Origin of the sequence: Amycolatopsis sp. CB00013, assembly GCF_001905755.1 — a bacterium.
Taxonomy (GTDB): Bacteria; Actinomycetota; Actinomycetes; order Mycobacteriales; family Pseudonocardiaceae; genus Amycolatopsis; species Amycolatopsis japonica.
In genome coordinates this window covers 50,574-75,382 of sequence record NZ_LIWC01000006.1, presented here as the reverse complement: position 1 = coordinate 75,382, position 24,809 = coordinate 50,574, and the positions used below count along the sequence as shown (strand labels likewise).

Here is a 24,809-nt window from a genome sequence, read left to right as displayed (position 1 = left end):
GTCGGCCTTGACCGGGGTTGCGAAAGCCACTTTCGCAACGTTGAAGGTTGCGAAAGTGGCTTTCGCAACGTCGGCCCTGGCCGGGCCCGTACCGCCCTGGCGATCATGTCGCGAAAGCCACTTTCGAGACGTCTGATGTCCCGAAAGTGGCTTTCGCGACACACCTTCCGGACCTCACGGACCGAAGCAGGCCATAGACGGTGGGGTCGTGAGTGATAAAGAGCGTTAGAACGACCAATATCACTCACGAGACGAAACACTCACGGGTTGCAGCGGGCGCCGCGGATCGCGACCGGCTCGGTGGTGTAGATGTGCCGTCCGTCGGTCGCCCTCAGCTGGAAGCAGTACCGGCGCGCCGGGTCAACGGGGACGTCGAGGCTGCGCTGACGGTGGGCGACGAGCTGTTTCGTCTCGAGCCGCTCGCCCGCCATGATCACGACGAAGTCCAGTTCGCCTTCCGCGGTCCAGGTCAGCTGCACGTGATCGCTCTGGTCCTGCGGCGGCGCGAGCGCCAGTTTGACGTCCGGCGCCGGCGCGGAAGCCGCTGCGGGCGAAGGGATCGCGGCCGCCACCGGGACGGCCTGCCCGCCGATCTCCGCCGGGCCGAGGACCAGCGGCAGCACGGCGAGCCCGGCGGCGAGCACGCCGCCGCCCGCCAGCGCGACGGGCTTCCACGGAAACCCGCGTTCGGTTTTGAGCGGACCGCTGAACTCGCGGATCAGGGTGCGGCCGCCCCGCGGAGGCGCCTGCACCACCTGAACGGGCGCCGGGGCCGAGTGGACCGGGACCGCGGGCCGGTGAACCTGGGCGAAGTCGTCGAATTCGACCTCGACCTCTTCTTCTTCGCTTGGCAGGTCTGAGGAATCGCCCGTGACGATCTCGCCACCGGGACGGCTCAGCTTCGTGAACAGCCGTGCCAGCGACGCGACGTCCTGCGGCCGGTCGGCCGGTTCCTTGGCCAGCAACCGCAGGATCGTGGCGGCGAGTTCGCCGGGGACGGCCGGATCCTGGATCGGCGCGACCGGCTCTCGCAGCACCTGGAGGATCCGCTCGCCGGGTTGCTGCCCGGTGTGGCGGGGGAACGGAGGCGTCCCGGTCAACGCGACGTAGAGCACCGCGCCGAGTCCATAAAGGTCGGACGCGGGGGAAAGCGTGTCGTCGCGCAGGGTTTCCGGCGCGGTGTACTCGACCGCGTACATCGGGTCGCGCGGGAATCGCCGCCGCAGGGCCACCCCGAAGTCCGCGAGCACGAACTCGCCGGACGCCCGGTACAACACGTTGTGCGGGCTCACACCGCCGTGCAGGACGTCCGCGCCGTGCGCCGCGGCGAGCGCCGACGCGATCGCGGCGCCGAGGGCGAGCACGTCGGGAACACCCAGCCTGGCACCGGAATCCAGTACACCGGCGAGTGAACCCGGGCACAGTTCGCGGCGGACACCGGACCGGCCGTCGGGGTGGGTCAGGACGTCGTCGATCTGCAGGACCGAACGCGTCGAGCGCACCGCCGCCAGCGCCTTCCGCTCGCGTTCGAGCCAAGCGGAGGTCTCGCGGTCGAAGGTGCCGGGGAACATCTTGATCGCGAAGTCGTTGCCCGTGGCGGGATCCTTGCCCGCGTACACGGTCGCGATGGGGCCCTGGGCGAGCAGCCCTGTCTCGATGCTCATGACCCCATTGTCGCGCAAGAAGTCCGGATCCGGAGTACTTTCACGGCGGCAGGTTCCTGCCGCCGGTGCCCGGCGGACCCGTCGCTGGCCGACCCTTTTCCCATGCAGACTGCCGGCCTGGTCAGGGTCACCATCACCACTCCGCACCGGCGCATCGACATGGCGCTGCCGGAACACGCGTCCGTCGCCGAAATCCTCCCCGGCCTGCTCGCGCGGGCGGGTGAGGGAATGGCGGACGACGGCGTCGCCGGCGGCGGCTGGCAGTTGCGCCGCGCCGACGGGACGGCCTTCGATCTGGACCGGACGCTGGGCGCGCACCGGGTCCGGGACGGGGAGATCCTCCATCTGACGCCGCGCCGCGCCGAATGGCCGGAGCCCGAGTACGACGACCTCGTGGACGCCATCGCCACCGGCTCCGGCCGCACCGGCAAGGCCTGGGGGCCGCGGCACACGCGGCAGGCCGGGCTGGCCGTCGGCGCGGTGGCGATGTCCTTCGGCCTGCTCGCGGTACTACGCGCCGGTCCGCCATGGACGTCACCGGCGGCCTGGGCGCTGGCGGTCTCGGCATTGTTGCTGGCGGCGGGTGTCCTGCTCGCGCGGGCACTGCGCGACGCCGGTGCCGGGGCGGTACTCGCCGCCGTCGCGCTCCCGTTCGCGTTCGCCGGTGGCGGTCTGCTGCTGGCGGGTGACGATCCGATCGGCGAACTGTCCGCCGGGCACCTGTTGCTGGCGAGCGCGGCCTTGCTGCTCGCGGCCGTCGTCGGCCACCTGGGGGTGACCGCCGCGCCCGCCCTGTTCGCCGGAGCCGCCACCGTCGGTCTGCTCGGCGTGCTCGGCGGCTGGCTGGCCACCTTCGACGATCTGGCGGGCTACCGGTCGGCGGCGGTGATCGGTAGCGCGGTGCTGGTGCTCTCGACCACGTTCGCGCCGCTGTCGCTGCGGCTCGGCCGGGTGCCGATGCCGGTGCTGCCGCGGTCGACCGCGGATCTGGTCCGCGACGATCCCCAGCCACCGCTCGACCTCGTGCACGCCGCCGTCGCCAGAGCGGACGCGCTGCTCACCGGGATGCTGGGCGGGGCGGCGATCGTCGCCATGTACTGCCAGCTGCACCTGATCCGCAGCGACAGCGAGGCCGCAGTGGTCCTCGTCGCCCTGCTCGCGGCCGGATTCCTGGTGCGGGCGCGGCTGTATCCGATCCTGCGGCAACGGACGCCGATCCTGGTGGCCGGGATCTTCGGCGCCAGCTGCCTGCTGGCGGGCCCGCTCATGGCGGACCGCTCGCTGCTGCTCGTGCTGGCCGGGCCGCTCTCCTTGGCGGTGGCGGCGGGCGTGATCGCCTCCGGCGTCGTGCTGAGCACCCGCGCCGCGAACCCGTATCTCGGCCGGATCGCCGAGTACTTCGAGATCCTGGTGACGATCGCCGTCGTCCCGGTGGCGTGTTCGGTGCTCGGCCTGTACGGCTACGTGCGCGGACTGGGGGGCTGAAACCATGGCGTCCAAACGGGATCAGCTGCAGGCTTACCAATTCCTGGTGCAGCGCGCGATTTCCGCGCTCGTGACGAGGGAGACCGACCCGGAGCAGCCGCCGTTCCGCCGTCCGTCCGGTGCCGCTTTCGCCGGTGTCGCACTGGCGATCGTGGCGCTGGCGTGCGTCGGGGTCTACGGGATGATCGTGCCCGGCGGGAACAACGCGTGGCGTAAGAACGCCGCCGTCATCGTGGAGAAGGAGAGCGGGACCCGGTACGTCTATCTGGACGAACGGCTGCATCCCGTCGCGAACTACGCGTCCGCCCTGTTGTTGCTCGGCGAACACGGCACCACGGAACGGGTTTCGCGCGAGTCGCTCGCCGGAGTCCCGCGAGGGCCCCGGATCGGCATCGCCGACGCACCCGACGGCTTGCCCGGCCCCGAAAAACTGCTCACCGGATCGTGGTCGCTGTGCTCCGCGCCCGCGAGCGACCTGGCGGGCAGCAGGATCGAGGAATCGGTGCTGCTGGCAGGCGCCTCGCCGTCCGGCGGCGCGGAGCTGGGAGACCAGGCGCTGCTGGTGGAATCGACGTCGACCGGCGACCGGTTCGTCGTGTGGCGCGGGCACCGGCACCGGATCACCGACTACGGCGCCGTCGGCACCGGACTCGCGCTGACCGCCGAGCCGTGGGCGCGGGTCGGCCGGGCGTGGCTCGACGTGCTCCCGGAAGGCACGCCGATCGGCCCGCTGCCGGTGGCGGCGCCGGGCGAGGTGTCCACCGCGGTGCCGGGCCGGACCGACATCCGGAACGGGATGCTGCTGATGGTGCAGACCTCCGGCGGCGGACAGCAGCACTATCTGGCCGAACGGGACGCCCTGCGGCCGATCAGCGAACTGCAGTACGACGTCCAGCGCGCGAGCGCCCAGATGCTCGCCGCCTATCCCGGCGGTGAACCGAAAACCGTGCCGCTGCCGCCTTCACTGGCGACCATGTCCCGGCAACTGGACCCCGTCCAGGCCGACGTGGGCGCCGCACCCGCCACACGCCCGGCCATCGCGCGCCTGCGTGACCAGGACACCACCGTGTGCGCGACCTTCGGCGACGGTTCCGCGGCTCCTTCACTGACCGTCGATCCCTCGATGCCGCCCGCGGATCCGATGTCCACCACCGCCCGCCGGACCGCCTCCGGAACCCCGCTCGCGGACCGCGTCCATGTGCCGCCCGGCAGCGCGATCGTCGTCGAAGCGATGCCCTCCCCTTCCGCGGCTGTCGGAACGCTGACCGTGGTGACCGACATGGGACGCCGCTATCCGCTGGCTTCGCCCGATGTGCTGAAGATGCTGGGGTACCCGTCGGCGCGTCCGGTGCGGCTTCCCGCCGGCCTGGTGGCGCGGCTGCCCGAGGGCCCGAGCCTCGACCCGGTCGCCGCGCGGCGCCAGACCCTGGGCGGCTGAGGGACCCTGACGCGATGAAGGGAGCTTTCCCCGCATGCGATGCGGGGAAAGCTCCCTTCAGCCATGTCCGGGTTCAGCGCCGCCACAGATCTTCGTCGAGCAGCTGCACCGAACCCGTGTCCGACTCATCCGACCGGCGACCGCGCGCCAAGGTGAACTCGCCGTCCGGATTACCGCTGGCGGCCCGGCCGCGCAGCTTCGCCGGAACACCGTCGCTCCGGCCGGAAGACTCCCTCCGCGCCGCCCCGTTGCGTCCGGTCGGCTGGTCGCCCGAGCCGGGCCGTAGCGTGCCCGCGGTGGCCTGACCGCCGCCGCCGTGTGGTGGCGTCATCGGGGGTATCCCCGTGCTCGCGGACTTCGCTCCGGTGGGGCTCGCCGTGCCCGGCTGGACCTCCGACGCCAGGCTGGGGGCCCGCTTGCCGACGACCGGCTTCGCGGAGACGGGAAGACCACCGGCTCCAGCGGCCGCCCCGATCCCGCCCAGCAGTCCCGCCGGCATGGGCGGAGTGCCGGTACCACCCGGCAGCCCGCCGATCGGGGGAACGACGCCCGCCGTTGGCACCGTCGGCAGGGAGCCGAGGCCTGCCAGCGAGAGCCCGGACGAGCCGGTGCCCGATCCGGCCCCGTCGCCGGTCGTCGGCAGGTCGATGTCCGACGATCCGCCGTCGGCGAACGACCCCGCGGTTTCGGCGAGGCTCTGGAGTTCGGTCAGCGCGGTCATTCCGGCTTCGGCGGCGGCGATGAAGTCCGCGGGGGAGTTGCCCTCCGCCGAGACGGCTTGCTGCGCGGGCAGCAGATCGGCCGGTGATTGGATACCGGCCGCCGCGCAGACGCTGAGCATCGAGAAGTCGAAGTTCCCGCCCAGTTCGGTCATTTTCATGCCTGACGCCTGCTGGAGGGCGAAAGCCGCTGCCGCGCCGAACGGAGTGAGGGTGGCGATGCGGTACTCCGCGTAGAACGTCGCCACCGCGGCCGCGGTCGCCGAAACGTCGGAGGCGAGCGTCGTCAGTTTCCCGGCGGGGTCGGCCAGATCGATCCGGTCTCCCCAGAACTTGAGCTCGGCCAGGGTCCGCTGGACCTTCTCTTCGTGCTTCCGTCCGGCTTCGTCCGTCCACTCCGGAGTGAGCTCGCCGACCCGGGTGCTGATCTCCGCGGCGGTGGTGTCGATCCAGCCACGCACGTCCCGCCACATGGTCGCGGCTTCGAGCAGGGCCGGGACTTTTTTGGCTTCGGCGCGGGCCATCACATCGTGCATCTCGATGGGGAGCAGCTGGTAGGGGATCATCGATCGCTCCTCACGCTTGGGTCTGCGAGCCGTCGGCCGCGGACGTGTCGGTCTTTTCCTCGGTGGATCCGGGTGCCTGGCCGATGGAGCCCGACGCCTGCTTCAGCAGGCTCAAACCCTGCTTTGCGAGCTTGATGGTCGACGTGGCGAGCGTCAGCGCGCTGGCCGCGTCCGCGGCGGTGTAGTCGGCGGCGATCGCCTTGACCGTCGTCGAATCGGTGGCCATGTCCTCGGTGATCTTGGCCAGCAGCGCCGCCATCTCGGCGGCGGCGGCCTTGTCCAACAGGGACATCGCGATCCCTTCGAACATCCCGGCGATGTCCGCCGTCCCCGGCCGGGTCAGTGACGACGGCTGGGCTGGAGCGGTGAGCTTGGTGGAATACGCGCTCATCGCCGTCGTGTTGCCGTTGATCTCGGTTGCGGGCATCTGCCCCTCCTCATCGTCCCGCGTGGAACCGCGGCTCTTCCTGGTTCTTGTGCACCGGGTCCACTTGCCACAGTTCTTCGTCGAGCAACTGGACGCCGTCGTTCTCCGTGTCCCAATCCCGCCGTGCGCCGGGTGGGGCGGACGGTGCCGCCGCCCCCTTCGCCGCCCGGCCCTTTCCCGCACGACCCATCAGGGACACACCTGGCGTGCCACCGGGCTTCCGCTCACGCTGCCTGCCGGTGGCCCGGTCGGCGTTTCCGGGATTCACCCCGCCGCCGCTTCCCCGCGCTCCGGCCGACTGCGGTGGATACATCGGCGGCATCGCGCCGGAGCCCGCCGTCCCGGCCGCGGACCGCGCACCGGTCCCTGTCGCGACGGGCGGTAGTGCGGTTCCGACGGCACCGGTTCCGGAAGGCGATACCGGGTTCGCCGCCGTGGCGCCCGCTCCCAGACCGGTACCCGGCCCGCCGGCACCGCCGCCGCCACCGGGTAGATCGCCGCCACCGCCTGCCAGGCTCGGCATACCCGACGGGTCACCGAGCCCGGACGGCGACATGGACGACGGATCCCACGAGGGCAGCCCGCCCGTCGGATCCGGCAGCGCCGCCGGCTCGGGGATGCTCTGTCCGCCACCTGCCAGCTGCTGCAACGATTCGAGCGCGCTGGTCAAGGCGTCCAGTGCCCCAGGTGCCGCCTCGAGTGCGTCCTGCAGCGGGTCCTCGGTGGGGCTCTGCGGCTGGTCCGGGTTCGCCGGTGTTTCCTGGCCGGGGGCCGGATTCGACGGCGAGGTGGGGGACGCCGGGTTTTGCGTGCCCGGGCCTGCCGGAGACGAACTGGTGTCGACGCCGGGGTCGACCTCGCCCCGTGCCCCGTTCCAGGGGCGACTGCGAGCGGCGAGCATGGCCTGCCCGGTGCGTAGATATTGTGTCGCCATTTCGTCGAGTTTCGCGCCGACGACCGACCTGGCCGTTTCTTCGTAGTCGGGGTCGTTGGCCGCTTTCGTAGCCTCCGAGGCGAACGTGAACGCGTTCAGGATGAGCATCGCGGTGAGCTTGTCGATATGTTCCACGACATGGGATTCCGCGGCCGCGCGTTCCCATGGACCCAGCGAGCCGGTGTGAGTGTCGCGCAGCCACTGGACCATCCGGCGCCCGGCTTCGTCGTCCCAGAACGGTTCCAGCGCGTTGGTCGACTCACGCAGGGAACGGCTCGCAGGGTTGAGCCAGGTCTGCACGGACTTCCACATCTCACTCGCCTGTTTGAGCGCGGGATAGGTGTGCGCGATCTCGCCGCGGAGGATGTTGAGCTGCTCGTCGAGGGAAAACCTCGTATAACTGGCCATTTCGTTTCTCGTCCCGGTCAGAGGCTGGGCGCGTAAGGATTTCCGAGCAAGGGGATGTCCGGCGCGGGGGCGGAAGGTGGTTGCGGGCCACGGTTCACCTTGTCGGACAATCCCTGGATCGCCGTCGCGGCCGCTTCGCCCGCGCTCTGGTATTCGTTCGCGCATCGCCGGGCGAGGTCTTCGAAGGTCTGGAATCCTTCGGCGGCCGCGGTCATGAAGGCTTTGAGTTCGCCGGTCACGAACTTGTCCGCGGCGGCCAGTGCCTCGCATTCCTGCATGAGCGTGCAACCGGCACCCGGTTCCCGGTCGATCGTGGGCGCCGGGATGGCGTTGACCTGCTGGTGCAAATTGTTGGCGAACGTCCGAAGCGCCGGTATCCAAGCGTCGACCCTGCCACTCATGTTCCCTCCCTTTCCGTGCTCGCGTCGGTCTGCTGATCAAGCCCACCACCCCAGCCGGGCCGCCGGGGGTGGGCGGCCGGTTCCGGCCAGCCGGTCTACGCCCGCGGCTCGAGCCAGGCGAGCTGGACGAGTCCCTTGCCGCCACGGCGATCGACCAGCCAGCCCCGTCCCGGCGGGAGTACCTGCGCGCGCATACCGCCCAGCAACGGACCTTCGTCCCGGTCTCCCGACATCATCAGGCCGGGCGTGCCGACCTCGCGAAGGCGAGACAGGAACGGCTCGAACAACCCGGCTCCGGCGCCGCCCGAGCGGCGCGTGAGCACCACGTGCAGCCCGATGTCGGAGCCCTGAGCGACCAGCGGGAGCAACGGCATCATCGGATGCTGCTTGTGCGTGGCGACCATGTCGTAGTCGTCCACCAGCACGAAGATCTCCGGCCCCTCCCACCAGCTGCGCGCGCGCAGCTGTTCGGGCGTGACGTCCTTGCCCGGCAGGCGTTTGGTCATCGCTTCGGCCACCTCCCCGAGCAGTTCGCGGCTGTGCGCGTCGTTGGTGCCGCTGCCGAGCAGGTGGTCGTCGCCGATCTCGCCGAGCAGTCCTCGCCGGTGGTCGACCACGACGATGCGGGCCTGGTCGGGCCGGTACGCGTTTTCGATCCGGCGGGCCACTGTGCGCAGGAAGGCCGTCTTCCCGCTTTCGGTGTCTGCCAGCAGGAAGAAGTGCGGGTCGGCGGCGAAGTCGAGACGCATCGGGGACAGGTCCCGCTCGTGGATGCCGACCGCGAGTCCGGCGTCGGGGCCACTCAGCTCGTCCGTGGCGGGAAGTTCCTCGTAGGCAAGCAAACCCGGCAGGAGCCGCACCGACGGGGCCGGCGGCCCCGGCCACGCGGCGCCGATCGCCCCGACCAGTTCGGCCGTGCCCTCCGCGAGGTCTTCGGTGGTGTTCCGGCCATCCGTTCGCGGCAGGGCCAGGAGAACCTGATGCTTGCTCATCGAGACCCCCCGTCCGGGGGCGTCGGCCGGGACACTCATCGCGGCGCGCCGGTCGATGATCGAATCGATGGGATCGCCGATCTTCAGTTCCAGCCTGCTGCCGAACAGATCCCGGACGTTCATCCGGAGATCGAACGAACGGGCGGTGGCCGTCACGACGTGTACGCCGTACGACAGCCCGCGGGCGGCGATGTCACCGACCATGTCTTCGAGGCCCTCGAAGTCCCCCCTGAGTGTTTGCCAGCCGTCGATCACCAGGAACACGTCGCCGTGGGGCTGATCGCCGAAACGGCCCTCAGCCCGAAGCTTGCGATAGGTCGCGATGCCGTCGATCTGGTGCTCCGCGAACAGCTTTTCCCGGTTGGCCAGCACAGTGGCGACCTCGGCGATGGTCCGCCGCACCGCGCCGGTGTCCAGCCTGCCGGACACGCCCGCGACATGGGGCAGGCCACCGACCGAGGCGAGGGTGCCGCCACCGAAGTCCAGGCAATAGAACTGGGCCTCGCGCGGGGTGTGGGTGAGGGCGAGGCTGAGGATCAGCGTGCGCAGCGCGGTGCTTTTGCCGGTCCGCGGCGCGCCGAGGATCAGCACGTGCCCGGCCGCGCCGGAGAGGTCGAGGGTGAGCGGGTCGCGCCGCTGCTCGTAGGGCCGGTCGACGATCCCGAGCACCGGCCGCAGATTCGCGGCCGCGTCGGAGCCGCCGGGGGACAGCCCGCGCCGGGGATGGGCGATCAGGCCGGGCAGCAGCCCGTCGAGCGTCGGAGACGCGTCCAACGGCGGCAGCCACACCTGGTGGGCAGGTGTGCCGCGACCCTCAAGCCGGTCGACCAGGATGTCCAACAGGGTCTCGCCGACCGCGGTGTCCGGATCCTCCGCGGGTTCCGGTTCCTCCTCGTCGGCGGCGAGTTCGGCGGCGACGTAGGTCGTCGTGTACTCGTGCAGCACCAGGTGCTCCCCGCCCATCGCGACAGCGGCTCCGCCGTCGCTACCGCGCTGGTACACCCCGGAGACGTAAGCGGAGCGGAATCGGTCCATCTGTTCGGTCCCGACCTTCAGGAAGCCGTGTCCGGGAGCCCGTGGCAGTTTGAACGCGTCGGCGACGCCGAGCACCGCCCTGCTCTCCATTTCGGAGAACGTTCGCAGGCCGATCCGGTAGGACAGATGGGTTTCCAGACCACGAAGCCTGCCTTCCTCCAACCGTTGCGAAGCGAGCAAGAGATGCACTCCGAGCGATCGACCCACCCGTCCTATTTGGACGAACATGTCGATGAAGTCGGGTTTCGCGGACAGCAGTTCGGAGAACTCGTCGCAGATCACGAGCAGGGTGGGGACCTCGGGCAGTGGCGCACCCGCCGTCCTCGCCTTCTCGTAGTCGCGCAAGGAAGAGAAGTTTCCCGCCGCGCGCAGCAGTTCCTGACGGCGGATCAGCTCGCCGTTGATCGCGTCGGTCATCCGGTCGACCAGATGCAGTTCGTCGGCGAGGTTGGTGATCACCGCGCTGGTGTGCGGCAGCGCGTCCAGCCGGGTGAAGGTGGCCCCGCCCTTGAAGTCGACCAGCGCGAAGTTCAACGAGCTCGGGGGATGGGTGATGGCCAGGCCCAGCACCAGGGTGCGCAGCAGCTCCGACTTCCCGGAGCCGGTGGCCCCGATCAGCAATCCGTGCGGGCCCATCCCGTCCTGTGCGGACTCCTTGAGGTCGAGTTCGATCGGAGACCCGTCCGGCTGGATACCGACCTTGAGTCGCAGGCGGTCCCGGTTCGGCCTCGGCTCCCAGGTGTCGTCCGGGTCGAACCGGTACGGGTCACCCAGTTCCAGCAACTCCGCCAGTCCGAGCTCCGAGGTCATCGGGGCGTCGCCGCGCAGTCCCGCGGTCAGGCGGAGCGGGGCGAGCTGACGGGCGAGTCCCTCGGCCGCCGCTTGGCCAAGCCGGTCCGCCTTGCCGAGTGTGGCCTCGCCGTCGATGGTCTCGCTGAGCAATTCCCCGCCGGCGTCCACGGCCAGCACCACGGTCGTCCGGTCCAGCGCCCTCGGCGGCATGGTCGTCAGATCCACGACGGTCACGCCTTCGACGCCGCCGCCGGTCATCAGATGGTCCGAGCCTGCTACCGAACCACCATCGATCACCACCACCAGATGCGGGCCGGGTACTCGGCCGTCGGACTCCGGGTCGAATCTCGGCCGTTTGACCAGTTCCTCCTCCAGCATGGATTCCAGCGCCGGGACGGTGGGGGCCACCAACCGCAACGGGCCGAGCAGGTCGGTGCGCTCGGAGTGCTGGGCGTGCGGCAGCCACTTGACCCATTCCCAGTCCGTGCGGCGATCCTCGCCGGTGCACACGGCCACTCGCAGGTCGTCCGGTGAGTGTAGGGCGGCCAGTTGCGCAAGCATCGCCCGAAGCACTCCGAGTGCCGCGTCCCGGTCGCCGCGGAGGTACACCCGGCTGAACCCGTTGATCGCGATGGCGATCGGCAGATCGCGGATGCTGGAGTAGGTGGTGAGGAACCGGCGCAACGCAAGTGCGGACAGCGGTTCCAGCTCCTCGAGCGGTTTCGTGTCGGGCGCGATCAGGGTGGCGGCCGGGTTCTGCGGGCCGCGTCCGATCCGCGCGACGCCGAAATCCACGTCGTCCTTGCGGCGTTCCCAAAGCCGGTAACTCGACACCAGGGACCACAGCGACGCCGGGTCCGGGTGCAGATATTCCATCGCCTCCCGCTGGCGGCGCACCGAACGCCGCAGCCGCAGCCGGTGCTGGGCGAGGTGGCGCAGATATTTGCGCCGGGCGTAGGCCATCTCCCGCTTGCTCGGGCCGCCGCCCTGCAGGAATCCCATGACGACCATGCCGAGCATGGCGACACCCATCATCCCGTAGATGACGAAGCGCAGGGATCCGGTCATGCTGCCGGAGTACATCAGCAGCATCGCCGCCATCATGGCCACCATCGGCAGCACCGTGAGCACCTGCGCCCACTGCCTGCCCGGTGGGGGCGGGATCTCCGGCGGGGCCTGCAGGATCAGCTCGCCCGCCGGCATTTCCGGAGCGGGCCTGCGCATCGGTCTCTTCACCACGACTGTCGCCACCCACCCGATGGTTCGCGTCCGGGGGCCGCGAAAGGGGGCGTTGGCAGGAACGTGCCGTCCGCCGGGACGGAGCCTCTCCCGGAACTAGCTTCGGTGACACAGACATTTCACGTCAGAACAAGGAGGGGCGAAGAATGCCCGAAGTCAATATCGATTTCGCGATGGCGCGAGGTGGCATCAGCTTCGGTGACACCAGTCAAAGCGAACAGCTTGCCGGGGCCGACTCCCTCGGCAGGCAGATCACCGAGCTGGCCTCCGGCGGGATGGCGGGCGTCGTCCAGTCCGCGGCGTTCAGCACCAACGAGGTGACCGGCGACAGCCACAGGCGGCTCCTCAACTGGGGCCAGCAGGCCCTCGTCGAAAACCCGACGACCGCGGTGAACATCCTCGGCAGCGGTCAGGACGGCGCCCAGAACTCGCTGCACAACAGCGTCTCGCAAGTCTCGAAGGTCATCGGGAACCAGGCCTGAAAGGGGTAGGAAATGTCGGTAGACGGTCACTTCAAATGGGACTTCGCGGCCGGGGAGACCGGCGGCCGGACGTATCGCGACGGTGGTGACAGCATCGAGAACGCCTCCGCCGAACGACTTCAGCGGGCGCGTGCCCTCGCCACCGACGGTTGGTACGACGAAAGCGGCCAGCAGTACCTTCAGGTGAACCAGCGCAGCCACAACCAGAACCTCGAAACCGCCGACGGACACCGCGCCGTGAGCCAGGGTTGGGGCAAGGCCGGCGTCGAATGCCAGGACGCGCTCGGCCGCGCGTGCAACGCCCTCGGGAACGCGGGTATGGCGTAACACGGAACACCGAATGCCCGGCGCGTCGCAGCGCCGGGCATTCGGCATGCCGGTGGGGCGGAAACACTTCCTACCGGCCGGAAATGAGGAAAACCTGCTCCGGTGGCTCGATGATCCGCGGTTCGACGGGCACCGCTCGGGCCCGGCCCGCTCGCCAGCGGCGACGTTTGCCGCGTGGCACCACCAATGCCATCAGCAAGGTCAAGGCGAGTGCGCCGACCACGGCCACGGTGCACCATTGTGCCGTTTCCGCGATGCTCTCCTCCGTCGCGGCCCGGTCGAGCCGCGCCTGATCCGGTGGGCGGGGGGCGTGGGCGGGCAGCACGTCCGGTGCGCGGGTGTCGAGACCGTCGGTCACGGCACGATAGGGATCGACCAGACCATGGCCGTAAGCCGCGCTGCCGTTCCCGCCGCGCGACGGTGCGGCCGTCGCGATCAGCCGCCGGGCGACCTCGGGTGCGGACAGCCGGGGCCAGGCGGCGCGCACCAATGCCGCGGTGCCCGCCACGAACGGGGTGGCGAAACTGGTGCCGTCGACGTAGGCGTGGCCGTCCACTCTCGCCGCGGTCAGAACTTTGGCGCCGGGGGCCACCAGGTCCACATAGGACCCGATCTGTGAGCCGGTCATCCTGGCACCGTTGATGTCCACCGCGCCGACGCCGAGTACGCCGTCGTAGGAGGCCGGATAGGACGGGAAGGCGATCGTCGCGTCCCGCTGGCCGTTGCCCGCCGCGGCGACCACCAGAGCGTCCCGGGACACCGCGTACGCGACGGCGTCCCGGATGACGGCGAAGTCGTCGAATCCGGCCAGCGAAAGGTTGATCACCTTCGCGCCCTGGTCCGCGGCGTAGCGAACGCCGTTGGCGACGACCTGCGGGTCGATCCGCAGCTGCTCTCCCTGGTCGCCGAGATCCCGGTCGCTCACCCGGACCGGCAGGATCTCCGCGTCCGGGGCAACCCCGCGAAAACCGATGCCGGGCAAGGGATCCGCGGCGATGATGCCGGCCACACCCGTGCCGTGCGAAACGCAGTCGAAAGCGCCGGGGTGGCCACCTGAAAGGTAGAAATCCCTTCCCGCGCGGACTTTCCCCGGCCTGCGCAGCTGGGGATGGTCGGCGTCCACCCCGGAATCGACCACCGCGACCAGGACACCGGCTCCCCGGCTGTGCGGCCAGGCTCTTTCGGGTGCGAGGACCTGCTGCGCCCAGGGTTGCGCGCGCACCTGGGCGCGGGCGGGAGCGGCGTCATGGCAGGCCCCGGCGGGCGGAGCCGCGTTCGCCACGCTCGTGCCGCCGAGCGTCTGAAGGACAGTCATGGTCAGCACGGCGACGGCAGCCGCCATCCGAAGTCGTCTCATCGCCCTCATGTTCCGCTCGCGGGGCACCGGTTCACGCACTCGTGGCAGAAACAGGCCATGGACGCCCCGGCCCCGGTCGTCGTGGCGACACTGGACCGGAACCGATCGAGGAGGGCCGGTGGACACATCTTTGCGCCTCGGCATGTACGCCGAGTACGAGCGGATGGCCGAGGACGTCAGGGCGATGAAGAAGCGCCTGGCCGAGATCCGGGCGACCGCGGAATCCGACGACGAACTGATCAGCATCACCATCGGTGGCACCGGCGAGGTGCACGATCTCTGGCTCGATCCCCGTATCTACCGCACTCCGGATTCGGTGGCGCTGGCGCGGGCCATCGTGGAAACCTTCCAGCGGGCGGTCGTTCTGGCGAAGGAAGAGGGAGTCGCCATCGCCGCGGACTACCTCCCGCCGGACGCGACCGCCGAGACGACGGATTTGCGGCTCGACCCGTTCCTGCACGAACTCGACCGGCAGGTCGCCGGAGACCCGCGATGACGGGCGTCGACTGGAACGCCGACGGGTTCATCGACATCTATCCCGTCGAGACCCAGGGCAAGCTGGACGAACTGCGCACCGCGAGCACGAATCTCGCGAACGGGTGGAAGAGCGCCCACGACCGGATCAAGGCGCCGGGCGCGCTTTTCGGCGGTCCCATGGGTATCGCGTTGAAAGGTGCACTGGAGACGCCGTCGAACGAAGTGAGCAAGATCGTCGACCAGATGCCCGGCTTCTATCAGGGAGCGGCGGACGGCGGGAAGAAGGCCGTCGGGTACTACCTGGACGGCGAAGCCGCGGCGACCGACGCCCTGTCTTCCTGAGGGACCACCGAGACCATGAGCGGCGAGGGCGACATCCGCGAGCCGGGCGGCGACCTGTGGAACGCCGTCCTCACCGAGGGCGGTTACGCCAAGGACAGCCTTTGGCCGCCGGACAGCGAGACGGCCGCTCGCGCGATGGCCACGGCGTGGAAGGACGGCGCGGCCGCGCTGAAGACGGCCGTCGACTCCTCGAACCTCATCGCGCAGGGCTTGCGCACGTCCTGGCCCGATCCCAACGGCTATGCGCTGTATGACGGCATAACCAGGATCAACAACGGCACCCTGGAAGGTCAAGGCGGTGTCAGGGAGGTCCCGCCCGCCATGGAGGGGCTGGGAAAGGCCTACGACGGCTACGCGGAGATCCTCGACTTCGTCAAGACCCAGATCCGGGAAACGATCTCCTATCACAGCTTCATCTACAGCCACCTGGATGACGGCGGATCCTTGCTCAATCCCGGAGGTGAGGCGGCACAGCGGTTCTTCGCCAGGGCCGTGGCGAAGAACATCGCGGAACTGGTGACGGCCGCGGCCGCGCTGATCACCGATCCGGACAGCGCGCCCGCCGCCACTCCCAAGATCGCCAACCCGGGTTTCGTCGGCGGGATCTACGACGGACTTGTCAACCTGGCCAAGATGATGGGTGGCCTGATCGGCTACGCGGACGGCCCCTTCGGTGGCTCCAGCTGGAGCTTGTCGAACGCCGTGCTCGCATGGGGCGGGATGGCCAAGCTCGGCGCGGCCGTGCAGGCGTACACCCATGGCCTCGGCTGGGTGGACCTCGTCGTCGGTCTGCCGGGGGGAGAGCGCGGCGAGTTGGGTGGGGTGCTGCTCGATTTCGGGAAGCAGTTCATCCATTACGGCGAGTGGGGAGAGGATCCGGGGCACGCCCTCGGCGGAACGCTCGTGAACGTCGCCGCCCTCGTGGGCCTGCGCGGGGCCGGATCCGTCACGCGCGCCGCCGGGGCGGGCATCTCGCGCGCGGGGGCGGCCGCCAGCCGGGTCTCCGGCCTTTCGGGCGTCGGCAAGGTGGTGTCGGGTGCCGGAGCGCGACTGGGGCGGGGCGGGGAGGCTCTGGTCAAGGTCCCCACGGTCACCGAACTGGCAATCAGGAACGCGCCCCACGCTCTCGAGAAGGTCCGGAGTGTCGTCAGGGGCGACCGCGGGATCAGTGCGGAGACCGCCGCGCAGGTCATCCGGAACCCGCTCGGACCGCTGCCGGGTTCGGTCGGGGAAAGCCTGGCGAGGCACGCCGGTCCCAGCGCCGATTTCCCGGCGGCCCGGCCGCACGACACCGGGGGGAACAGTCCGCGCGATCCGGACAGCGGCGTCGCAGGCCCCGGCGGCCGCCCGCCTCATACACCGGATCCGCCGTCGACCCCGCCGAAACAGTCACTCGCGGCCGAGCCGCCGCATGCCGGTCAACCCGCCCGGAGCGCCGATCTCGCCGAGACACCCGGGCCGGGCGGCCGTCCGGAACACCACGCCCCCAACGGGCCGGGCGACAAACCGCCTCCGCCGCCTTCGCCGCAGCGACAGGAATCCCCGGTGAAGGCCGGGCATCCGCCGACGAACGTGTTCGACACCGTCGGCATGCACGAGCTGGCCAACGGCAAGCTGGGCGAGGCCGGCCGTGCCGGTGCGGCGGAGGCCCACGCGAGCGGAAGGTGGAAGGGAGACCCGCCGCCCGAGGTACCTCGGGGCGTGGAACCGTCCACTCCGAACACCGGGAAGGCCGACAACCCTTCAGGGCCGCCATCGGACAACGCCGCCGCGCATCCCGTGCATCGTGAGCGTCCCCCGGCGAACACCGAGCGACTCGGTGATCAAGGCAAACAAGGGCAACCACCGGCGAAGTCGCTCACCCCGCGAGGCGGCGACAACGGCAGGACCGTTCCCCAGCACAGCAGTCACGAGGGAGGCCGTGCGCCGGGGGAACACGCCGACGGCGACGGTCCTCGCCACGGCGACGACGGACCTCCCGTGAACCCCCGGGACGTCCTCCGCCTGGACGACCTCGCGCGAGGGAAGCTGGGCGAAGCCGGGCACGTGGGCATCGAGGAGGCGCGGGCGAGCGGACAGTGGAAAGGCGACGGCGAACCCGGGCCGCGCCGCCCTGGGGACTCACCGGAGGAAGGCACGCCAGGCTCGCCGGACAGGACGCCGGACGAGCCGCCACCCAGTGGCCCCGGCGGTTCCGGTCGCGCACGGACCGACGACGGGTCGGGGCCGGCACCGGAAACGGGGGGAGGCAGCGTCGCGACCGCGGTGCTGGATCCCGTCACCCCCGCGCTCCAACGCGCGGTCGAGCAGTCGGCCGCGGGCGCCCGGGCGGAGGCACCGGTTGCGCGGGCCGAGCCTGCGCAGCCGGTCCACTCCACCCGGTCTTCGCCGAGCCCGGCCACCGCTCGGCTCGCCGAACAGGCCACCATCGGCGACGTGATTTCGGGCGCTCCCAAGCCGCTTCCACATCCGGAGGCGGAGCCGCTGACGGTGAAGCCCGATCCGGACAAGGTGCGCTCGGGTGAAGCGGGGGGCCTCCCCCGGGTGACCGATCCGAGGCTGCCCGCCATCGGCGATCCGGTCCGCCCTCCCACGAGTTTCCCGTCGCGGCCGGTCGTGGGGACCCCGCCCGCGCCGGTGGTGGGCTTCCCGCCACCGGCCACCGTGGACTTCCCACGTCCTCCCGGCGAGGTGCGGAACCCGCCGGGCCGGACGACGGTCCCGGTGGCACCCGTCGGCCCGGACCGGCCGGTGTACCCCGAGCCGCCGCGCGTACCGGAGCGGCCGCTGGAACTTCCCGCCGTTCCGGACCGCGTCGCCGATCCGGTTTCCCCGCTGACCCCCGGTGGGCCGGATCGCCCGCCCGTGGAGATCGTCCCGCCCGTCGACCCACCCGACGTCACCGTTCGCCCGGTCGACCCGGCTCCCGTCGAGCTGCCCTTGTTGCCGGACGAGTCGGTTCCCGTGCTGCCGTCGGCGAATCCGCCGTGGCCCGGCGCGCCCGTCACCTCTCCACCTCCGCGACCGTCCGCGGTGCCCGAGCACGCGGTGCCCGCCTGGCCGGTGGAGATCCCGTCCCGGCACCAGCCGATCGCGCCGGATTTCCCTCTCGGCCCCAGGGAAGACCAGCCGAGCGTGGTTCCTCCCGAAATCCGGGAATTGCTGACCGAAACCGAGCGCGACCTCCTCGACGCACTCGCCGCCGCCGGAGTGAACATCGCGTTCATCCTGGAACGCGTCCTGACGGAGTTGACGGGGAAGCCCGGTATCCCGAACCGAATCGGACTCCCGGACCGGCTCGCGTCGCTGACCGACGCGCAACGGGCGGCCTTCCGTGAACGGCTGGAGGGAATCCTCGACGCACAGCCGGTCAGGCCACGACCCGCGACCGAGGGAAAGCCCAAGCCCGAGTACCAGATCCTCGGTTCGCCCGAAGGGCTTTGGTTCCCCTACACGATTTCGCTGAACTCCGACACGATAACCGCCTACGACAAGGCGGTCCGGGAGCACGAAGAACTTCTCGAGCAGCTCATGTGGGCGGCCGGATTCCTGCCGCCCGAGGAGGTCGAAAAGCTGCTCGAAGCGACCGGGGACCTGCCGCGGCTCAAAGAACTCCTGCGGAACTTGCGGGACAACGTGCAATCCGCCCTCGTCGCAGCCTGGGAGCTCGCCGCGAAGGGACCGTGGGGGGTGGTGATCGAGGGCGTCCGGGAACCGGTGTTCTCAGCCGAGGGTGAGCTTCTCGGCACCATCGACATCAAGGCACGGCTCGCCGATGGAACCGAGGTGTGGGTAACGGTCGGGCGGCTCGCCGGGCCCAGTGAGAAGGACGCCGCGAACTTGCTCGACAGCGCGGCGAAGTCGGTCGCGCCGTCGTCCGCCGCCGTAAAGCGGTACTTCGTGCTCAGCGCCCCGGCATCGCTCGAAGGCACCGCGGGGATCAAGCAGGTCGCCGGGGACCTGGGCGCGCTCGGTTTCGACGCGGTGCTGCCCCACGGGCGGGAAAGCCGGGTACCGGACGAACTTCCCTTGCTGGACCCGTTTTTCGCCCGCAACGTCCGGCCTCGGCACCCCCAGCGCCACGAGCCGCATCCGGCTCGGCCCGCCGCCCCCGCCCGTCCCGCCGATCTGCCGGACGAGCTGATCCCGCTCTGGGAAGAGCTGAAGGCCCGAGAACAGCGAGCTCTCGCCGATCTGGCCGCGACCGTGGGACCGAAGGCCGGCCGCTACGCCCTGGCGAATTTCGTGACCTGGCTGGCACAGGAGAAGGGGCTTTCCCGCGACGTGTCCGCTTCGCTGGCGGAGTGGCTGGCCAGGGTTCCGCCACCGGGCAACCTGCCCCCCAAATTCGTTCCGGCCTGGCACAAGATGCCCGTGGACGTGCAGCAAGCGTTCGCGAAACTGATCGAGACGAAAGGCCTGCAGGTCGCGCTGTCCGAGTTCAACAACCGGATCGGGGAGCTGACCTCGGTACGAGGCACCCCACTGCAGCGGGTCGCGGACCTGGACGCAGCCCGGTTCGACATCCTGCGCCGGCTGTTCACCGAACAGGTCACGCCGACTTCCGCCGCCGAGATGGGGCGCACGCTCTTCTTCCACGACGTTCGTCCCATCCTCGACAGGTGGCTGGTCCTTCACCAGGTCATAGACAGGCTGGCCGGACACGGAGTCACCAACGTCGCCGAGCTGTACGAGGAGCTGCACCGCAACCTGAGGCTCACGTTCGAGAAACTCACCGGTCTGGATCCGGCGGGCAAGATCGCCGCGAAGGACGTGGGCGGCAATCCGGAGAACCTCAGGGGTTTCGAAGCCACTCTCCGCAGCGCGCTTCGGCTCGCGGACCTGAGTCATACGGATCCGGAAAGGCTGGCGCGGCTCGGCCTGCCGGGACTGAAGATCATCGCCTTGGACCGCAAGATCTACCGGCCGAACGGCGAAGAGTTGTCCGACATCGACATCCTCGGTGAGCTCACGGACGGCACGAGGGTGTGGATCGAGGTCAAGCGCAGCAAACTGGACTACGGGACCAAAAGGTACGAGGACGATCTGGCGGTCAAGCTCCGGAACCAGGGCGCTCATGAGGACTTCACCGCCCGCCCCACGAAGCTCTTCGTGCTGTTCGCGTCGAAGGTCGACGTTCCCTATGCCAAGCAGGTGATCTCGGACGGCGCCTACGCGGTCCTGCACCTCGATCCCCTGCAGAACGTCGATTTGGTCGCGAAAAGCAAACCGGCGCTTCCGATCAGATGGAATCAAGGACGCCGGGACCAGCTCTTCGCGGCCGGTCTGGCCGATATGGACCTGCAGGCTCCATTCGGGCCGCTGGGCGGTAAACGGCAGAAGCACCCGCAGCGCCAGTGGCCGCACCCCGAGCGTCCGCCCTCTTCGGTGAAAGCCACCACCGTGCTGGCGGCGAGGACTCCCGAGCCGTCGCTTCCGTCGAGGCCGACCCAGGTTCCGGCCAAGGTGTGGAAGCAACTCTCCGCTGACGGTCAGGCGGCGATGGCGAAGGCGGCCGCTTCGGGGCATTCGGACATCGTCCGGCTGTTGGGTGCGCACGCGGCGGAACTGGCGGGGGCGCGCAAACATCCCCAGCCGCGGCGAATCCCCAAGCTGCTCGCTTCCTTGACACCTGAACAGCACCGCGATCTCGCGTCGGCGCTGGACCGCGCGGCCGCCGAGGCGGCGAAGGCCCGCCCGGCCAGGCCGGCTCCGCCACTCGGTAGCGGCTGGACGTCGATCGAAATCGGCGGTGCCGCCATGGCCGCGCCGGCGCGGCCGGAACTGGAAGGCGAGCTCGCGCGCGCCTTCTCCCAAGCCGTCGAGGACGCCGGGCTGACGGTGCTCGCGGAGTACGTCCGATCGTCCATAGTGGCCGGTGACGGAGATCAGCGGTTCACGGTCGTCGCCGAAGTCGGTGACTGGCTCGGGGACCGAGCGGCGCTGTGGTCGGTATCAGCCCGGGGACCGGTCGGGGACCCCGCGAGGAACGTCCTCCGGATCGTCGTGTCGGCTCGGCTCGCTCCCGGCGCCGTTCCCCGGGCGCTCGCTCACGCCCTCGCCGCCGGCGCGGCCGATCTCGCCGACGGCGGGTCCGCCATTCCGGGATATCTCGACCCGGAGGGAGATCTCGACCGCAGGCCGGAGCTGACTCCCACCGACCGCGGACATCTCGCACAGGTCGTCGTCCTCGACCGCGAATTCCAGCGGACCGCGCTGAATCCACCGGCGCGTGCCCGCACGCGCAAGGCGATCGTGGAACTGCTGGGCCGCCTCGGTCTCGATCCGAACCAGAGCGGGAGCGACTACCGTATTGCGGCGCTGGCGGGCGAACCCGGTAGGTGGGAGGTCCGGCGCCACCTCCCGCCGAAGGTGACGGACGGCTACCTCGCGACGAAGACCCACGCGGTCACCGGCCTCTACACGAGTGTCCTCCCGTCGGGTATCTCGGCGGGTGTCTTCATGATGCTGGGCTCCGGGGGAGGTGGCATCGCCTGGGCGGTTTTCGGTCTGGTCAACGCTCTGCTCGGTGCGGGGATGGCCCGGAAATGGGAGATCGCCAAGGACGAACAGGTCGCCAAGGGACGGGTGTACGACGCCACCGCACGCAGGATCGACGCCGGCGCCGCGTCGGCCGGACAGGTACGTGGTCACTTGGCTCAGGTCGGCGTGCCCGCCCACCACGGGCCGTCCGCACCCTCCGAACGACAGGCGGGTCTCGCACGGCTGGGGCCGCGGCCCGATCTCGCCCAGAGTCTGGGGAAGCACGTCCGGCGGTTCGCCCTGCCGCCGTTGACCGGTGCGGGTGTCGGGATCTGCGTGGGCATCCCCCTCGGACTCACAGGGGCGTCCGTGCTCAGCATCGCCGCTCTCGCGGGGGTCGCCGCGCTCTTGCAGCCCTTCGCCGAACGGCGGCGGACGCAGATCCAGAAGGGAGAAGAGCTCAGGAAGATCGATGACAACGCCAGGGAGCTGGACCACCTGCTGGCCGCCTACGACGTCCAGGTCTATGTGGACCTGGCGAAGCGTCTCGGTCTCGACCCCGGCCCAGAACCGAAGAGTCTCAGTCTCGCGCACCGCGATCCGAAGCCGCTCGGGCTGGGGAAGGCGGCCAACACACCGGACATCCTGCCCTACTTCAGTGAGATCGTCAGGCGGACGTTCCGGGGCACCGCCGCGGGGACGCTCGACCAGAGCGCGTTCCTCGCGCGGCATCTGACCCTCTTCGAATCCATGTTCGCCTATGGCGCAGGCCGCAGTCTCGCCACCTTGTTCATCGCGGTCTGGCAGTTGAACAAGCTCGACCAGACCGAACTGGAGCACACCGTCGCCAGGCGGACCTTCGATGAGCGGCAACTGCGTTATCTCGCGAGTCCACAGGTGGCGAAGGAACGCGAAGGGATTCTGAAGCTGGCCGAGTCGGCGGTCGGGCCGCGGCCCGGCTTCTGGGGGCGGTTGCGTGACGCGGCGGTTCTCTTCGGCTCGCCGAAGCCGCCGCAGACGGAGCCGCGATCGGTTTCCACAACGGACGAAGCGGCGATCCGTCCCGGATTCGCTTCGAAAGCGGACTTCATGAAGGCTTACACGAGGGTTTCGGCGATCGGCGCCGCGGCCACCGTCGGGGCCGTCGAGCTGTCCGGGGCGAGTCCGGCACTCGCGGTCTCCGCCGTCGCGGTCGCGGCCGCCGGGCCGGTGATCGGCTGGCGCAAATGGTGGCACCGGAAGGCCGAACTCGAAGCGAGCGACAAGAACATCGCCGCGACCAACCAGCAGAAGGCGGACAAGAGGGCCGCGGAGCAGGCGGAGACGGAGCGGTTCGTCACCGCCAAGGTGACCATGTCCGCCGAGGCGGTCGCCGCGGAGGCACGGCGGGCCGACCGGCCCGCGGTGCTCGGCCTGGCCCCGAAGGCGTTCGACGCCATGCGGCAGGTCGCCGCGTTCATGGCGGCCCGGCCGCCGGAAAAGCCGCCCACGCCCCTCCGTAATCTGAAACCGCTCGAGATCGCCGAGTATCTGTGGCCGAACCTGGACTGGGCGGCTCCCTACGAGGCCGCACTCCTCGAAGCGCGGCGCTCCATCGCGGCGGAGTCCACCCGGCTCGACACGACGAAGGACTGGGGCGACTACGAGACGATCGGTGCGCGGCGACTGGCCGTCGTCGAACTCGCGCGGCTCGCCGACCGAGTGGTCACGCTGCTGGAACACTATCGCCGGAGTGGCAACGGCGAACCGGTCTGGGTGGGGAACGCGGACCTGAACAACGCCATCGTGAGCTACCAGCGGCTGAGTTCGGCGGACTGGGCGAAGGCGACTCAGGAACCCGCCCCGGACTGGCCGTCCGGTCCCGGCAAGACCAGTGCCGCGGCGGCGCTCCCCGCACCGTGGAGTTCGCCACCGATACTGGACACACTGGACTGGCCGGCCAGTACCGGTTGGGGGACCGTGCCCCGGGGTGCGGGGAGCTGGCTGCCGACGTGGCGGAACCGCACCGCGGCATCGGCGTCGTCACAAGCGGACTTCTCGAAGCTGGCCAAGGCGACGCCGCTCACTTCGTCGCCGTCGATCCACGACGGCTCCGTGCGGCGGGCCGACGCGGAACGGCTCATCGCGGCGGAGTTCCCCGAATTGCCCAAGACGAATCCGAACGGCCACTCGCCCGACGCCGAGCGAGACGGCTACCGGACGAACTGCACCAAGGCGGTGGTCGCCTTCGTGCTGCGCCTGCGTGGTGAAGAGGTGACGGCCGGTCCGGTCCTGCCGGAGGAAGCCGCGACGCTGGCGTATGTCTCCGACCGCCTCGGAGGTGTGTGGGAGACCGGTCACGGCGTGAGCTACGACAGTGTCATCGCCGCGATGAATTCCCGTCCGGTCGGCGCGATGGCGGTCATCGACATCGTCCACACCGGAGACGACGGACTGGCACGCGAGCACGTCGCATTGGTGGTTCGGCGGCCATACGGGATCGTGTTCCTCGACCCGCAGACGGGCTGGTTGCTGAAACTGCCCGAGCGGCCGGTCGCCCTCGCCCTGCTGCCGTTCACCGACGTTCCCTTCGAAAGCGCAGCGAAGGGCTTGAGCGGACTGAGCTCCCGGCGGCTGGCGGCGCTGGGCTTGCCGGGCCTGAAGATCGAGAAGACCGTGGAGCTCGTGGCGGGACTCGACCTGCACGGGCGGCTCGTCGACGGGACCGAGGTCCGGGTCTTCGCCAGAGGTGCCGTCTCACCGGATTCCCGCCCCTTCGACCGCGGGGTCGTACCACCCGGTGGCAAGGTGGTGTACCTCTACGTGGGGGCGGAAGGGAAACCGGCGGACGGGTTTCTCGAGGCCGGGGCGGACCTGGTCCTGAGATACGGCGGAAGCCCGGATTTCGAGCTGATCGCGGACGCCGATCCGGCGCCGCCGGGCGCCCCGGCGCGGTACGGTCCGTTCCATCGGCTGGAAAGCACGAGCCAGAACGCCGGCGTGGCCGGGATGCAGTCGGCGTCCCGCGAGATCTGGGGCAGGGCACCCGTCTACGGGGACAGCGCGCCGGTGGTGCAGGCCTACCGCGGCCCGTTGCCGGAAGGACGCAGGGGAGTCGAGTTCTGGACCGACATCAAGCCCAAATGGCACGGCACCAATGTCGCGATGCGGGCCTGGTACCCGACGCAGGGAGTCCGGATCGAGGACGACTTCGCCAAACTCGAAGTCGTGGTCACCAAGAACACGCAGACGGAGGAGTGAT

The 24,809-nt window shown here is 70.1% G+C and carries 14 protein-coding genes; 7 read left to right on the top strand and 7 right to left on the bottom strand.

Annotation, left to right across the window (positions count from 1 at the left end; genetic code table 11):
• Positions 1 to 260: 260 nt before the first annotated feature.
• A complete protein-coding gene (locus AMK34_RS42380; RefSeq protein WP_083650082.1) occupies positions 261 to 1,664 on the bottom strand; it encodes a serine/threonine protein kinase in 1,404 nt (467 codons plus the stop codon).
• Between the two features lie 102 nt (positions 1,665 to 1,766).
• Between AMK34_RS42380 and eccD the strand changes: the two genes are divergently transcribed.
• Positions 1,767 to 3,149, top strand: coding sequence for a type VII secretion integral membrane protein EccD (eccD, locus tag AMK34_RS33715; protein ID WP_073848072.1), 1,383 nt, complete (start codon positions 1,767 to 1,769; stop codon positions 3,147 to 3,149).
• A 4-nt stretch (positions 3,150 to 3,153) separates the two neighbouring features.
• Positions 3,154 to 4,587 (top strand): type VII secretion protein EccB, encoded by a 1,434-nt coding sequence (gene eccB / locus AMK34_RS33710; protein ID WP_073848071.1) that lies wholly within the window; start codon positions 3,154 to 3,156, stop codon positions 4,585 to 4,587.
• Between the two features lie 73 nt (positions 4,588 to 4,660).
• Here the strand turns inward: eccB and AMK34_RS33705 are convergent, their stop codons facing one another.
• The 5 genes from AMK34_RS33705 to eccCa form a co-directional block, all read right to left on the bottom strand.
• On the bottom strand, positions 4,661 to 5,872 hold the full coding sequence (locus AMK34_RS33705; protein ID WP_073848070.1) for a hypothetical protein: 1,212 nt from the start codon (positions 5,870 to 5,872) through the stop codon (positions 4,661 to 4,663).
• Between the two features lie 10 nt (positions 5,873 to 5,882).
• A complete protein-coding gene (locus tag AMK34_RS33700; RefSeq protein ID WP_038509464.1) occupies positions 5,883 to 6,299 on the bottom strand; it encodes a hypothetical protein in 417 nt (138 codons plus the stop codon).
• Between the two features lie 10 nt (positions 6,300 to 6,309).
• Positions 6,310 to 7,641, bottom strand: a complete 1,332-nt coding sequence (locus AMK34_RS33695) for a hypothetical protein (RefSeq protein WP_073848069.1) — start codon at positions 7,639 to 7,641, stop codon at positions 6,310 to 6,312.
• Between the two features lie 17 nt (positions 7,642 to 7,658).
• Positions 7,659 to 8,042 (bottom strand): hypothetical protein, encoded by a 384-nt coding sequence (locus AMK34_RS33690; protein ID WP_038509468.1) that lies wholly within the window; start codon positions 8,040 to 8,042, stop codon positions 7,659 to 7,661.
• A 95-nt stretch (positions 8,043 to 8,137) separates the two neighbouring features.
• Complete coding sequence (eccCa, locus tag AMK34_RS33685) at positions 8,138 to 12,112, bottom strand: type VII secretion protein EccCa (RefSeq protein ID WP_073848068.1); 3,975 nt, start codon at positions 12,110 to 12,112, stop codon at positions 8,138 to 8,140.
• Positions 12,113 to 12,246: 134 nt separating this feature from the next.
• On the opposite strand from eccCa, the gene AMK34_RS33680 reads away from it, so the two are divergent.
• Entirely contained in the window at positions 12,247 to 12,582 is a 336-nt protein-coding gene (locus tag AMK34_RS33680; RefSeq protein WP_038509471.1) for a hypothetical protein, read from the top strand.
• Positions 12,583 to 12,594: 12 nt separating this feature from the next.
• On the top strand, positions 12,595 to 12,909 hold the full coding sequence (locus tag AMK34_RS33675) for a hypothetical protein (protein ID WP_073848067.1): 315 nt from the start codon (positions 12,595 to 12,597) through the stop codon (positions 12,907 to 12,909).
• A 70-nt stretch (positions 12,910 to 12,979) separates the two neighbouring features.
• On the opposite strand, the gene mycP is transcribed toward AMK34_RS33675, so the two are convergent.
• Positions 12,980 to 14,266 carry a type VII secretion-associated serine protease mycosin gene (gene mycP / locus AMK34_RS33670; protein WP_241832925.1) on the bottom strand — a complete coding sequence of 429 codons (1,287 nt, stop codon included), beginning with the start codon at positions 14,264 to 14,266 and terminating at the stop codon, positions 12,980 to 12,982.
• Between the two features lie 118 nt (positions 14,267 to 14,384).
• Here mycP and AMK34_RS33665 point away from each other — a divergent pair, with 118 nt between their 5' ends.
• From AMK34_RS33665 to AMK34_RS33655, 3 genes are read left to right on the top strand one after another with little or no spacing between them, the layout of a single operon-like run.
• The gene (locus tag AMK34_RS33665; protein ID WP_083650080.1) at positions 14,385 to 14,762 is read left to right on the top strand and encodes a YbaB/EbfC family nucleoid-associated protein; all 378 of its coding nucleotides are present in this window, start codon (positions 14,385 to 14,387) and stop codon (positions 14,760 to 14,762) included.
• The gene (locus tag AMK34_RS33660; RefSeq protein WP_073848064.1) at positions 14,759 to 15,085 is read left to right on the top strand and encodes a hypothetical protein; all 327 of its coding nucleotides are present in this window, start codon (positions 14,759 to 14,761) and stop codon (positions 15,083 to 15,085) included. Before AMK34_RS33665 ends, AMK34_RS33660 begins: the two co-directional genes overlap by 4 nt.
• A 15-nt stretch (positions 15,086 to 15,100) precedes the next feature.
• Positions 15,101 to 24,808, top strand: coding sequence for a WXG100-like domain-containing protein (locus AMK34_RS33655; protein ID WP_073848063.1), 9,708 nt, complete (start codon positions 15,101 to 15,103; stop codon positions 24,806 to 24,808).
• Position 24,809 lies beyond the last annotated feature (1 nt).